At 43.5% G+C, this 14,249-nt stretch carries 10 protein-coding genes; all 10 read right to left on the minus strand.

The window, feature by feature from the left end:
• Positions 1 to 446: 446 nt before the first annotated feature.
• Positions 447 to 1,148, minus strand: a complete 702-nt coding sequence (locus WS34_RS05945; protein ID WP_013611486.1) for a phosphoadenylyl-sulfate reductase — start codon at positions 1,146 to 1,148, stop codon at positions 447 to 449.
• Between the two features lie 74 nt (positions 1,149 to 1,222).
• On the minus strand, positions 1,223 to 2,053 hold the full coding sequence (locus tag WS34_RS05950) for a phosphate ABC transporter ATP-binding protein (RefSeq protein WP_113028748.1): 831 nt from the start codon (positions 2,051 to 2,053) through the stop codon (positions 1,223 to 1,225).
• Between the two features lie 90 nt (positions 2,054 to 2,143).
• Complete coding sequence (locus WS34_RS05955) at positions 2,144 to 2,992, minus strand: PstA family ABC transporter permease (RefSeq protein WP_013611488.1); 849 nt, start codon at positions 2,990 to 2,992, stop codon at positions 2,144 to 2,146.
• A 16-nt stretch (positions 2,993 to 3,008) separates the two neighbouring features.
• Positions 3,009 to 3,935, minus strand: coding sequence for a phosphate ABC transporter permease subunit PstC (pstC, locus tag WS34_RS05960; RefSeq protein ID WP_013611489.1), 927 nt, complete (start codon positions 3,933 to 3,935; stop codon positions 3,009 to 3,011).
• A complete protein-coding gene (locus WS34_RS05965) occupies positions 3,935 to 4,948 on the minus strand; it encodes a PstS family phosphate ABC transporter substrate-binding protein (protein ID WP_013611490.1) in 1,014 nt (337 codons plus the stop codon). The genes pstC and WS34_RS05965 overlap by 1 nt, the downstream gene beginning before the upstream one ends.
• Before the next feature lie 348 nt (positions 4,949 to 5,296).
• A complete protein-coding gene (gene rd, locus WS34_RS05970) occupies positions 5,297 to 5,461 on the minus strand; it encodes a rubredoxin (RefSeq protein ID WP_013611491.1) in 165 nt (54 codons plus the stop codon).
• Between the two features lie 404 nt (positions 5,462 to 5,865).
• The gene (locus tag WS34_RS05975) at positions 5,866 to 7,377 is read right to left on the minus strand and encodes a beta-helix domain-containing protein (protein ID WP_013611492.1); all 1,512 of its coding nucleotides are present in this window, start codon (positions 7,375 to 7,377) and stop codon (positions 5,866 to 5,868) included.
• Between the two features lie 25 nt (positions 7,378 to 7,402).
• Positions 7,403 to 10,228, minus strand: a complete 2,826-nt coding sequence (locus WS34_RS05980) for a TonB-dependent receptor (RefSeq protein WP_041557225.1) — start codon at positions 10,226 to 10,228, stop codon at positions 7,403 to 7,405.
• 122 nt (positions 10,229 to 10,350) lie between these two features.
• Positions 10,351 to 13,473, minus strand: a complete 3,123-nt coding sequence (locus WS34_RS05985; protein ID WP_046403737.1) for an ATP-binding protein — start codon at positions 13,471 to 13,473, stop codon at positions 10,351 to 10,353.
• A gap of 160 nt (positions 13,474 to 13,633) precedes the next feature.
• On the minus strand, positions 13,634 to 14,242 hold the full coding sequence (locus WS34_RS05990; RefSeq protein WP_013611494.1) for a flavodoxin family protein: 609 nt from the start codon (positions 14,240 to 14,242) through the stop codon (positions 13,634 to 13,636).
• Positions 14,243 to 14,249: the final 7 nt, after the last annotated feature.

A 14,249-nucleotide genomic window follows, 5' to 3' on the forward strand; every position in this document is an offset into this window, starting at 1 on the left:
GGTCTTCCGCCATAAAACCCTCCATCTAACGGCAGAGCTAACCGGTAAAGGAAATACAAGCGGAAATTTACGAAAATAGGAAAAACGGACTATCCGGCTTATTTCCAGGGAGAATGATCTTTCTTAAATCAAGACCGGTCTGCAATTCAGTGATAACGTAAGTCGGAGGTGTTCGTGTTCGGGGATCATTGGAGCTCTGGCGAGTGTCGTCTTGCTTTTTCTGAACGCCCGACCGGTGGTGTCTGACGAACGCAGTGAGGAGTTCCGCCGGTCAGTGAAAGAAAAAGTTAGACGACCGACAGAAGCGACCGGGTCCCCAAACACGATCACCGAAGACGAATAAATAACAAAATAAACCTACATTTAGAGTAAACATGTATATAAGCACCTTTCATTATTAGGTCCGGTAGAAAATTTTCCGACCATCAAGGCAACGAGAAATCCGGTCATTTATGTAATCCACATTCTTTGTGTTCAGGCGACTCCCACCACCAACGTCCGGCCCGGATATCTTCGCCGGGCTTAACAGCCCGGGTACAGGGCTGACAACCGATACTCGGAAATCCCTGATCATGCAATTTATTATAAGGTACGCCGTGCTCACGGATATACTCCCATACCTCGGTTTCTGTCCAATCGATCAAAGGATTCACTTTTATCAATCCGTTCATCCCGTCCCATTCTACCAACTGATTTCCTGTACGGGTAACCGATTGTTCGTGCCGCAATCCGCAAATCCACACTTTCATTCCCTGGAAAGCACGTTTCAGAGGTTCCAGTTTACGGATATGACAACATAACCTCCTGTATTCAATGCTATCGTAAAACAAATTCACCCCATGTTCCGCCACCATTTTTTCCACTTCGTGATAGTCCGGGAAAAATACCTGAATCCGGATTCCATATGTCATATTTGTCCGCCCGATCAGACTATATGTTTCAGGAAACAACCGCCCGGTGTCCAAAGTAAAAATACGGGTAGTCGCATCGATCCCGCAAATCATAGCAGTCAACACCTGGTCTTCAATCCCCAGACTCGACGCCAGAGCAATATGTCCCTGGTATTTTTCCAAAAAATAATCCAATACCTCTTCCGCCTTCTTGCCTTTCAGCTGCTCATTCAACCGTATTACATCCTCTTTCATCATATCCCAATCGATTTTTACTTTCCTCCCCAGCTCCAAGCCCTTAGCTTATAGCTTTTTCCCACTTTTTACTTTTTCTAACTAAATACCCCGGCCAAATATTTCTGTGTCAACTCCTTTTGTGGATTTTTAAAGATTTGTTCTGCCGGTCCGGCCTCGATGATCTCTCCCATATACATAAAGATCACATAATCGGCAATTCGTAAGGCCTGACGCAACGTATGCGTCACCAATACAATAGCATATTCCTCTTTAAGTTTTAAAAACAGATCCTCGATGGTTTTACTCGATATAGGATCCAAAGCCGAAGTCGCTTCGTCTGCCAGGATAAACTGGGGTTCGACAGCTAATCCCCGGGCCAGACAGAGGCGTTGTTGCTGTCCGATAGACATCCGACCTGCCGGAGTATGCAAACGATCTTTCACCTCTTCCCATAATCCCACAGCCTGCAGGTAATGGCGTACGATCATATTCAGCTTCTTCCGGTTACGTATACCATGAATCCGGCAACCGTAAGCGATATTATCATAAACAGACATCGGTAGCGGACAGGGACGTTGCGACAACAATCCCATCTTACGCCGTATATGTGTAATCTCTACTCCCGGAGCATACAATTCTTCCCCGTCTACCAACACACTACCCGAAATATGAACCTCTTCATTCGTATCCAACAGACGGTTCAAGCTCTTGAGCAAAGTCGACTTTCCACAACCCGAAGGACCGATAATACAGGTAATCTTCCGGTCCGGAATAACTGCCGACACCTCTTTCAGAATATGATTGTGCTGGATAGTGACATTCAAATGGTCTACGACAATGTTCGATCTTTTGGAATCATCGGTACAAAATTTCTGATTCGGACGAAAAAAACCTTTTTTCAATTCTGTTTCATTCAAATCGGACATATTATACCATTTGATTTTCTTACCTAAAAACGGAATATTCATATATAGTTACCAGATTACTAAGTTACTCAATTATTTTAATCACGATGATTACTGAATTTTATTCCTGGAGAAACGGTTCGTAATAATCCGTCCCAGGATACTCAATATCAAAACAATAATAGTCAATATCAAAGCGGCGGCATACGCCCTTTCCTGAACTGCGGGTATAGGGCTGCTCAGCTGAAAAAATACGGCCAGAGGCAAAGTGGCTGCCGGCTGTCCCAGGGAAGTCGGGATATTATCCGTATACCCGGCAGTGAACAACACCGCAGCAGCATCTCCGATCGCCCGGCCGATAGACAACAAAGTAGCTGTAGCGATACCCGGAGCGATCTGCCGGACAACCACTTTGATCGTTTCGTAACGCGTAGCTCCCAGGGAATAAGAAGCATTCAGCATATCCTGCGGCAATTCCCGGGCAATCTCGTCCATCGAACGGATAAAAATCGGAATGATCAATAGTGTTATGACAATAATACCACCGGCCAAAGAAGTCTTCAACCCCAAATAGATCATGATGGTAAAAGCAAAAGCCCCGTATACGATCGAAGGGATTCCGAAAAGCACATCATACGCCAGTCGGGCGAACGAACCCCGTTTCGAATTTTTTTTCAGATATACATTCAGATAAAACACGACAGGAATACTCACCGCCAGACCCAATACCGTAGAAGCTCCCACAATATACAACGAACCGACGATAGCATTCAGCAACCCTCCTTCTTTGCCGATGTAAAACCCGCCTCCCGGCAAAGAGGAAATCATTTCCCAATTCATGGCTCCCCAGCCGTTTTTGACGATGGTATATAAAATACTGCCTACAAACAAAAATACCAGTAATGTTGTCACCAACATCACCACTTTCATAGCCTTCTCTTCAATAAATTTCAATTTCATGACATCGGTTTTTCGATCATACCAAATTCCGTTCCAGCTTTCTAAGGATCAGGCGGGAAGCGATATTAAAGACAAATACGACCACAAACAAAATCAAAGCGGCAAACATCAATGCCGATTCATAAAGCGGCAATGACAACATTTCCCCGTAGTTATTGGCGATCAATGCCGGCAACGGATAACAACCGTCGAATAACGAGTCGGGAAGTTGTACAATATTTCCACACACCATCAACACGGCGATCGTCTCCCCCATAGCCCTCGAAATAGCCAGGGTCACCGAAGCTACTATCCCCGGGAAAGTCTTCTTCAGCAATACATATTTCGTCGTCTGCCAACGGGTTGCTCCCAAGGATAAGGAAGCTTCCCGGTATTCCTTAGGAACAGAAGAAAATAATTCCACAAACAAACTGATCAGCAAAGGCAGGATCATGATCCCCAATACAATACCGGCAGCCAGTGTGGAATAACCTGTAGAATATTCCACAAAGTGTGGAGCCAACCGATCGGAAATCCAGGGGACTACGACTAAAATACCCCACACTCCATAGACGACCGAAGGCAGACCGGCCAAAATATCGAGAGCCGGAAACACCACCCTTTTCACCCAACTCTTAGAATTTTCCGTCAGGAAAATAGCGGTAAATAACGAAACCGGTAAAGTCCAAAGGATAGCGATAGCCGTCACCCAAAGGGTACCCATAATAAACGGCAGGAAACCGAAATCCCCGCGCATCGGTTTCCATTTCGCTCCACTAAGTAACTCCCACAGGGATTTGTCGTGTAAAATAGGCAAAGATTTCAGCACCAGACCAATACCGATCAGCACGACCAACAACACAGACACTAACGTAAAAGTCAACATCATTGATCCGGCCATCTTATCTTTGATCAGGCGGATCCTGGAAGTTTTTTGTACAATCTTATCTTCTTCCTCCATCATTATTCCTGCAATTTGAATAATTCTTCTTCCAATATATCGGATGAAAGCCCGATATATCCCACTTCAGGAGCATATTGCTGCCCATCTGTCAAAATAAATTCGAGAAAAGCAAGCACTTCCGGTTTCATCGGTTTTCCATTCGAAACCAAAAACAGGTTCCGGGCCGGCGGGCTGGGATATTTCCCTTCTGCAATAGCAGCATTCAATTCTGTACTAGTGGCATAAAAATCTTCTTCCGGATCGATCTTTCCATTGCCGTTCAAATCCAAGGGAATCACTGCGATATGCCGATAAGGCTTTTTAGAATTGATATCGTAAGCATAGGCAATATTATTAAATCCGATCCCTACTTTGTCACGTTGCACCACAGAAGTGACTCCGGGATCTCCGAATACAGCGGTTCCTTCCAGATCCTCTTGTTTGGCTCCTAACCAGGCAGCAAAAGTTTCTGCAGCACCGCAAGCATCCGAGCGGGTATACACATGTACCGGTATCGTACTGCCCGTCCCCAGCACATCGCCCCAGGTCCGGGCTGTGGTATGAATCCACAGATCCTGAGCCACCTGTTGCTTTAAACCGGTCGCTAATATCTGATCGATCAAAGGATTATTCGAATTAATAGTAGGTACGACGGCATCCTTCACCACCGCTATCGGGAAAGCCCCTTTTTCCAGTTCCTGCGGATAAATATCCCGGGAGACCATTCCAAGGTCTACCACCTTAGCCAAAGCATCGGTAATTCCTTTACCAGCCCCACCGGCAGAAATATCGATCCTCACTTTAGGATGGATCTTACGAAACTCTTCCGCCCATTTCACAGCCATAGGATAAAGAGCAAAAGCTCCGGATAATTGAATCTCACCTTGCAACTCCCGACGTAATTCCCGCCTGTATCTCAATCGTTTAATCCATCCCTGTCTTTTCTCCTGTGCCTGTAATTCATCTGCAACTCCGGCAACCAATACAACAGATAAAGACAAAACTGCAAAAACTACACGTATATTCCGCATCATATTTTATTTAAAATACCAAATCTTCAACAATTTATATGCCAAACCACTATTATTCATTTACTTGGCATATTTATCGAAAAGCTATGCAAAGCTATTCATATTCTGTTAAATAACAATACCTATCCAACGCTATTTTAATAAGCTTTTTTACTTATTTCACACAAAAATAGCTCCCTTTCGGGGGAGCTATATCCATGTATTATTTCTAACACATTCAATGAGGGATTGCCGACCTCTTGTATCTTTATGACTTTAACCGCCAAACGACCAGGTTACTAAATTTGAAATAACATGAAATAAAAACTATTTCAAGCCACAAAGTAAACACTATTTATTTACAATCCAAAATTATTCTTCATAGGGTTCGAATTCATCTTTACCGACCCCACACAACGGACAGACCCAATCATCAGGCAAATCTTCGAAAGCTGTTCCCGGTTCGATACCAGCATCCGGATCACCTTGTACCGGATCATAAACGTAATCACATACAGTGCAAATGTACTTTTTCATGGTTCTATGATTTAGTGATAAAACTATATTTCCTATATTATACGATCTATCGGTTAAAAAGATATATTTTGTCGTCTAACATCATACAAATATGCAAATTTCAATTGAAGAAAAACACAAAAAACGAAAAAGTTTCGAGCCTCACGGCGGGAAACTTTTCACTACTAACTAACCTAATACAAACTTATGAAAAAAAAATGTCTTCTAAATCTTAACGCCACAAAAGTAAGCTTGCAATATGACAAGTTCGTGACAAACTCATGACGTTACTGTTAAATGTTAAAACAAAAAGGATGCCGCAAAAGCATCCTTTTTTCAATTTCGCCGAAATATTACTACTTATTCACATCATTTACAAATTGTAAATCTACGGGAGTAAATTCGCCTGTAATTTTAACAATTCATTAATAAGAGGTATGTTGCGGATCAAAATTCGTCCAACCGCTCATCCAATTGTCCGCCTCCTTGTCACTGGCAAAAGCACCGATATAAGACACTTTGTCAAAACCACTGCTCAGCAAAACATCGGTAAAATCGGCAGCTCCCAACAACGGACTTCCAGTCAGAGGGCCGTAATTCGGAGAAGCTGCCATACTATTGGGTTGGCTCAACTTCAGATCGGCAATAGCCGGATAAGCGACATTCCCCGTAGCTGTATTAAAATAAGTCTCAGAAAATGCCGTCTGTGTGGCATCGATATTCGTACCGTCCGTACACAAACCTCCTTGCAGGCTCTTATTTTTATCACTTCCTAAAATTCCCATTCCTGCAAAAACGATATGATTCAGTTTAAAAACCTCGTTTTTAGCTGCCTCCTGAGTCTGAGAACCTTTATCGTTCTCGATCAAAAGTCCGACCGGATATCCCATAGCGACCGAATTAAAACAACTCAGATGAGAGTTGCGGCGAATTTGTATCGCAGCCTGGAATTGCCCTAACCGTGAACCGTTATTGGGGTTCAGGCCATTTCCTTTGATATACTCTGTGGTATTTTGAAAAGCAGGATCCTGCCCGACCGGTCCGACAAAAGTCACATTACTGAAAACTGTTTTTGTAAAAGGTTCCTGAGTCGTTCCATTTCCATTATTATCACTCTCGAAACCATTGGAAATAGACTGATCGGCAATACCCGGATTCCGTACTCCCAGACAAAACTGCACTTTCCCTGAAAAACCGTTATCGGTATCGAAATCATCATCCCATCCGTGATAGGCCACCAGATATTTACAATTTACCGATCCGCCGAACCATTCGAAGGAATCATCGTTCGAATAAGACACCTGTACATGGTCGACCTGCGTCCCCGATCCGACACTTCCGAAAGTCACCCCGTTGATTTCCTGGTCCGTATCAAAAGGATTACCTGCAAATTCGACCCGCACATAACTCAATACTCCTGAATTATCCGCATTGTCATTTCCTCCGTGCTCGGTACGCAATCCTCCTTCAATAGTCATTTTTCCCTGATTATTCACCGCTTTCCCGCACAGGATAATACCTCCCCAATCTCCGGGTTTACGCGAACCGACAGGTTCGTTGGAAGTAAACACAATAGGAGCATCCTGTCTACCCCTGGCAATCAGTTTACCTCCAGGCTCGGCAATAATCGCTGCTTTGGTGGCTTTATCCCCTTTTATGACCGTACCTGCTTCTATTTCGAGCGACGAACCATCGGTAATATACAACCACCCTTTCATCACATATACTCCCTTGGGCAACTTATAGTTTCCGTTTATCTCCATCTCATCCGCCCCATTGCCCAGCTGAGTACCGTTTTCAAACAGAATATCACTCAGATTATCTCCATCATCATCGCCGTTATCCCCATTACCGCCGTTATCATCACTACAAGCAGTAATTCCAAGGGTTAAGACAAGCATTAAAAGCATCTGCCATTTCTTCAAAATTGTTTTCATAACGATTAAAATTAACTTTTATAGATTACAAATGAATACTCACACTTAAGGTAAAGGATCTCCCCGGTGCAAAACGCTTTGTGGTTTGTTCCCTTTCCACGATCTGTCCATTCGCGTCTTCAAACCTGGGAAATTGTTTAAACACAGCATCCTGCCCGATGACGTCCTTCGCATTTAGTTTCACCTCTACTTGTTTTCCGAACTTTTTGCTCAATACAATATCGAGTGCATCATGAGGCATTTCATACATATCCGGGATATCGTTATTGATAGATCCTCCCACACTCATATCCGACCGCCCGATTCCGACAATCCTTTTTCCTATCCGGTTATAAAGCACTCCGGCCATCACGCCTGCTTTTTCCGTCTGGTAAAACAACCCTGCATTCACCAGGTAAGGCGATTGGCCCTGCATCGGCCGGTCATGCTCCAGGCTATTCTCACTATCGAAAGAAACTTTACTCTTTATCCACGACCCATTCAGGTTCAACATAAAATTCCGCAAACCGATAAATTCCAAATCTTTACGAATATCTACCTCCACACCATAATTCCGGGCCTTATCGGCATTTTCAAAAGTATAGGTATAACTTCCGCCACCATCCCGGAAAGTCCATTCGATCGGATGCCGGAAATGCTTGTAAAACAAAGCTACAGATACCGATTCGCCACTAGCCGGATACCATTCGTAACGTAAATCCAGATTATGAATATAGGCCGGTTTCAAATCCGGATTTCCTTTTACATCACTGAACAATTCGAAATCTTCGTACACAGACGACGAAACTTCCCGAAATTCCTGCCGGTTCACCGACTTACCGTAAGCAAAACGGATCAATTGTTTATCTGTCAGATTATAACTGACATTCACAGAAGGGAAAAAATCGGTATTGTCAAAGTCAGTGTCTTTAGAAATCCAGGCATTCGAACTGATATAATTGGTCAGTGTCATATTCCTGTTTTCCAGCCGTACCCCTGCATAAACATTAAAACGCTGCCAGGGGATATTCAAAGCCAGATAAGCCGCATACAACAGATTATTCCCTTTATAACTATTTTTATTATCCGTATCATCATAGAGATAAAGCTTGTCAGCTCCGAAATTTTCTGCCTGCAAAATATTTTCCACCACCGGCTCATAAGCGAATCCTGCAGGCATATGATCTTCATAAAACCGGTAATAATAGGCCCGGTTTTTATAATCTCTCTTACAATACTCTCCATATACCCCCGCTTTCAGGGTCGGCGTAAATCCTCCGCTTTCATTGAAAAGATAATTGTAATTCGCACCGAAAGATACAATGTGTTCATCCAAACGCAGGAAATCCCTATAGATATCGTTTTGGTCGATCCTCATTTTTCCATAGTTCACATCCCCTACGATATCGTTTTGCTGACGCTCGATAATCCGCCTGTCCGGCTGGTTTTTATTTGCATACGAATAACCCAGATTCCAATCCAGTGTCCCTGCCGGCAAATCGTGGACTCCCGAAAATTGCCCACAATAGGTACTGCGGCTGCCATAAATATATTCTGCTTTTTCCTGAATATATAAAGAGCTGATATTCTGCCAACCACGACGTTCGGTATATCGGTTACTTCCCAATTGGTTAAAAATATTCCGGAAATAAAAACGGCTTTTACTCCCCGTAAAGGCCAGATTCAGCATCGCCCCCAACCTGGCGTTCCGGGTATATTGGTTATCGGTATATTTATACTGATAAATCGGCTCATCCTTTACTTTGTTATACACACCGAAACGGGAGTTTTCCATGCCGATATAACTTTTACCGGTATTGCTATAATTCAAGGCTCCGGTTAAAGCCAGTTTCCTGTCTTCTCCTCCCTTGAACACCTGGCCGAACATGAAAGAGAAACGCTGGTCGGGAAAGGGCTTTTTATGCCTCACTTTCCAATCATTGTTAAACCCCTGTTTTGTCATCTCTTCCACCGAAGCCGCATCTTCATTATCGAACACTCCTTTTATCCCCCCTTTTACCATTCGCATCCCATTGTCAAATCCAAGCCAATCGGTTGCACTTCCCTTATTGTATTTGAAATTCCTGAAATGAGTCCGATCATTCACACTAACCCCATAACTCAGCATATATTGATTTTTTTCAGGAGTGTCTTTCGTACTGATTTTGATAAAACCTCCGGTAAAATCGGCCGGAATCTCCGGAGAAGGCGACTTCATGATCATAATATTCTCGATCTGGGCACTAGGAACGATATCGAAAGAAAAAGCCCTCGAATCCGCCTCCGAACTAGGAACAGCACTATTATTGATCCATACATTATTGTATCGCTGGGATAATCCCCGGGCAATAACGAACTTATCGTCGATAATCGATATTCCCGGAATACGTTTTACAACCTCCGAAGCATCCCGATCCTGGCTTTTGGTGATCAGCTGACTGGAAACCGCACTCATCACTACAGGCGAAGCCTTAACAGCATTCACCATGGCCACCTCGCTGTTCATCTTACGGACAGCCCGCACAGTCACTTCCTCCAATGCTTCGGTAGCAGCTTCCAGCACGATCTTCAGTTCCACGGTACGATCGTCCGTTATTTCAACCCCTTCCACCTTCAAAGTAGTATAAGACAGACAAGAAACATGCAGATTATATTTCCCTGCCGGTATCCCGGAAATCGAAAAGCTACCATCCAGATCGGTAGCAGCCCCTTTCAGCGTCTGCTCGAGCATAACAGCAGCACCGATCACCGGTTCCCCACTGTTTTTATCCAATACTGTCCCTTTTATAATCCCTTCAGCTTTCAACAATGCTGTGGGACAGGCCAACCCGATAAAACCAAACAAACAGACCTTAAAAAACACACTTGACATCCAATTCATCATTTGCAATATTATATCTTAAATTCCATTGCAAAGATGAAAAGAGGATGTTACAGACTTGTAACGAAGCTGTTAAGTAAAAATGAATAGAAAAACAGGATTTTTCCGATTGGTCACATAAAAACGACATGCCGTTGTAGTATCGAAGTAATCTTCGTCCGTAGCTGACCGGCATTTATAGGCTTAGACATATAGGCATTAAAACCGTTGTCCATAGCCTTCTGTTCATCCGATGCATAAGCAAAAGCAGTCACCGCAATAATCGGCACTTGCAAAGAGAACTTCCGGATCTCACGGGTGGCTTCATAACCGTCCATCACCGGCATATTGATATCCATCAAAATCAACTGCGGTTCGTATTCCCGGTATAACTCAATAGCTTCCTTCCCGTTCCAGGCATGCAAAAGATGGTAATCCTTTCCCAATATCGATTCGATCAGTTTAAAATTACTCCCGTTATCCTCAGCCACCAAAATAGTCAGAGTCTTTTGTTCGATCCGCATAGGCTCGATCTTTTTTTCCGCCTGAAATTTTTCTGCCGGAGCAATAAAAGGCAGGGTAAACCAAAATGTCGCCCCTTCACCGGCTTCTGACTGTAAGCCGATTTCTCCCCCCATATGCTCTACCAACATTTGGCAAATCGAAAGCCCGAGGCCTGTCCCCTGAGCAAAGCTGTTCAGCTTGACAAAACGTCCGAAAACAGCATCCTGCTTATCCCGGGGTATCCCACAACCGGTATCCCTGACGTAAAAATACAACTGCCCACTCTCCCACAGTTGATAGCCGAAGCGGATACTTCCCTCTTCTGTAAACTTAATGGCATTGGTCACCAGATTGATGATCAGTTGGGACAAGCGGTTTCGTTCCAAATGGACATAACATTCCTGTAAGCCGGGTTCGAAACAAAGTTGCACTTCTTTGGCCGGATCTAATTTTAAACGCAGGGAATTTTCCAGTTCGTCCATCACTTTATTCAGCTCAAAATCAGAATAAACAAACTCCATCGTTCCTGCTTCGATCTTTGATAGGTCCAAAATATCACTGATCAGTTGCAACAACAAAGCATTGTTGTTCTCGATGATACTCACATACTCTTGTTTTTCCTGTCCCTCTTCAGCAGAAGCCAAAATTCCTGAAAAACCGACAATGGCATTCAATGGAGTCCGGATCTCATGACTCATATTGGCCAGGAAGGCCGATTTCAAACGGTTCGATTCCTCTGCCCGTTCCTTAGCCGACAATAATTCGGCTTCTATTCTTTTCCGCTCGGTAATGATCAGCGAAGAGCCAACCAAAGTCAGAGGCTTCCCATATTCATCACGGGTTTCGACTGCCGCCTGAGCTTCAACCCAATCTATCCGGTAATGGTCATTCACTTTGTCGATCACCCGGTATTCCTCTTTCACTTTTGCAATACGCCCTTCGATCAGGTCGGCATAAGCTTTCTTCACTTTCTCCAGATCTTCCTTATGGATTTTTGAAAAATATTGCCAGTCCGGCACAAAAAGTTGCTCTTCATCCACCTCCGTCTCCTCCCTGCTTAATTCGATTGGCCGGTTGACATCACAGAGAATCGTATGAGCCTGTAAATCCCACTTCCAGGGCACAATATTCGCAACATCCAATGCCATGGAAAGCTTTTGGTTGGTCAAGCCCAACTGTTTCTGGGCATGATGAAGCTCCGTACTATCCACGCAGAATATATCTACCCCATGGCCGTCTTCTGTGACATTTACTACGACGTCGTAAAAAATATCGATTTTTTTATAGTAATAGGGGAAAGTCACCGACCGTTTCTCCCAAAGAGCTATATTCACAAAATGCAGAAATTCCGGCATCGACTCCGGAAAGACCTCACTCCCCAGTTTCCCGATAATCTCTTCCCGTTTGAAAAAATTATTTTCAAAATAACGATTTATATCTAAATATCTCGTATCGACAACCTTTCCTTCTGCATCCTTAATCAGCTCTTCATGCATATAAAGGATCGGCATATTATCGATCAGATCCAAGTACCTCTCATTGGCCTGCAATTCTCTGCGTTGTATCATTTTTATCTTTTCCAGTACCCGCAAACGATGATATTGGAAAATTAGCAATACCCCCACTAAAAGAAAACCGATCCCGATCAGTATATACTTATATTTCTCCCAAAAGGTAGGCGGCATATTGTAAAAAACAGTTCCCGGCGGACACAACTCAGGATCGAGGTTACGCTGCAACAACGATTGATAATTAAACACAGGCGTCCCTTTCGGGCCATAGTAAAAAGGGATATCACGTGCCTGACGCCCACCGATAATCTCCCTGATCGTTTCGCAAAGATGAGCGACATAATCTGTTTTATTATAAATAAAACCTCCGATAATTCCTCCTTCCTCTTCGATTCCGACATTCTTAAAAGAAAACAACGGCACCGAAGAAGTGGCTATAATCCGATGGCTGTTAGCATACAACACGGTATTGCCGGCATAAACTCTTTTTTGAAACCAGGATGAAAATAAAATACCCGTTGTCCGGACATCTATCTGATTTAAAATAGTGAAAAGACTATCGATACCGATATCCCTGGAACATAGAAAACGGTATTTCAATTCAGGATATCCGGACTCCATCAAATGTTTCAGATCATAATCATTCTGCTGACAAATATAAGTTTCATCACCGATATACAATACTTCCTTCATACCGGGAATCAACCGTTTCATCAAATCCAGGTTTTCTTCGAAATAGACCTGGATCGGCATAGAGGTCATATTATATTTACCCTGCCAAGCGGTCAAGGGCATACGCTCTTCCGGAGTCAGCGGTTGTTTTTTCAACACCATATCCTTATTTCCGGCATAATCCCGCTCTCCACACAATATGATCGGGATATCCGGCCACTGACGATCCAAATCCTCACACAGAATAAAACTGGCTGTCCCCAATAATACAATCAGTTTCGGAGGACGGGTCTCAAAATCCTTAAAAATATTTTTCTCAAATGCAGCCAATTCCTCTTCACCATCCATCATCAACATATTCATATGCTCGGTATATACCCCCAATTTTTCATCTTGTGAAGCCATACTGACAATCGGATAAATCATGCTGTTACTCCAAGGAGTCGACTCCGTATAAGTATTGATTATCAAGACATAGTTAACATCTCCCTCAACATTTTTACCACACAAGGTATGCACACAACACAAAAGGCAGGCAATCCAACATGCCGTCCTGTAAATATTTTTCATAAAAATTTTAAATTTTCACCCTATTTTATATATTAGGATGCGTAAAAGTAAGGAGAAATAACCATACAGGCAAGAAAATACCCCAATATAAAAGTCCGGATACTTTAAAAAACAAGGACTTAAATGCTCGTCTTTCAAGTTACCCGAGGATTTAAAATTTTCATCGTATAAAATTAGTCATGACCCGAAGTTCCGGTTCCGGCCGTTCTTCCCGTTTCACTCCTTTCAGCAACCAAGCCATATTCCGGCCCAGCATACGCATAGTCTGAAGTCCTTCGGCATCCTCTGTTGCTTCTCCGGGCCGCATCCCATGAACGCTATTCCAGTATTGCGAAGAAACTACCGGCATATTCAGGATAGTAAAATATTTGTTCAACCGGTCGAAAGTGGCACTCGCCCCACCCCGGCGACAAACAGCCACCGAAGCTCCGGCTTTGTAAGCCAACAATTCCGAACAGGAATAAAACACCCGGTCGAGCAATGCACAGAGCGCCCCGTTCGGACCGGCATAATATACCGGCGAACCAACGACGATACCATCTGCTTCCTGCAATGCTTCTCTGACCTGATTATAAAGGGTGTCCTGAAATACACAATGTCCCAACTCTGCACACTTATTACAAGCAATACACCCTTGCACCGCTTTTATCCCAAGTTGGATTATCTCCGTTTGTACACCTTCTTTTTCAAGTGCCCCCGCTACTTCCGAAAGGGCGATAAACGTATTCCCTTTCCGGTGAGGACTTCCATTTATTAAGACGACTTTCATGGCTATT

The organism is Odoribacter sp. N15.MGS-14 (assembly GCF_000980245.1).
In the GTDB taxonomy this organism is placed as follows: domain Bacteria; phylum Bacteroidota; class Bacteroidia; order Bacteroidales; family Marinifilaceae; genus Odoribacter; species Odoribacter splanchnicus.

What these genes read in the sequence shown, in the direction of transcription:
- WS34_RS05950 (WP_113028748.1), bottom strand. Translation starts at nt 2,053, where the DNA reads ATGTCCGATTTGAATGAAACAGAATTGAAAAAAGGTTTTTTTCGTCCG.
- WS34_RS05965 (WP_013611490.1), bottom strand. Translation starts at nt 4,948, where the DNA reads ATGATGCGGAATATACGTGTAGTTTTTGCAGTTTTGTCTTTATCTGTT.
- WS34_RS05985 (WP_046403737.1), bottom strand. Translation starts at nt 13,473, where the DNA reads ATGAAAAATATTTACAGGACGGCATGTTGGATTGCCTGCCTTTTGTGT.
- pstC (WP_013611489.1), bottom strand. Translation starts at nt 3,935, where the DNA reads ATGATGGAGGAAGAAGATAAGATTGTACAAAAAACTTCCAGGATCCGC.
- rd (WP_013611491.1), bottom strand. Translation starts at nt 5,461, where the DNA reads ATGAAAAAGTACATTTGCACTGTATGTGATTACGTTTATGATCCGGTA.
- WS34_RS05980 (WP_041557225.1), bottom strand. Translation starts at nt 10,228, where the DNA reads ATGTCAAGTGTGTTTTTTAAGGTCTGTTTGTTTGGTTTTATCGGGTTG.
- WS34_RS05945 (WP_013611486.1), bottom strand. Translation starts at nt 1,148, where the DNA reads ATGATGAAAGAGGATGTAATACGGTTGAATGAGCAGCTGAAAGGCAAG.
- WS34_RS05955 (WP_013611488.1), bottom strand. Translation starts at nt 2,992, where the DNA reads ATGAAATTGAAATTTATTGAAGAGAAGGCTATGAAAGTGGTGATGTTG.
- WS34_RS05990 (WP_013611494.1), bottom strand. Translation starts at nt 14,242, where the DNA reads ATGAAAGTCGTCTTAATAAATGGAAGTCCTCACCGGAAAGGGAATACG.
- WS34_RS05975 (WP_013611492.1), bottom strand. Translation starts at nt 7,377, where the DNA reads ATGAAAACAATTTTGAAGAAATGGCAGATGCTTTTAATGCTTGTCTTA.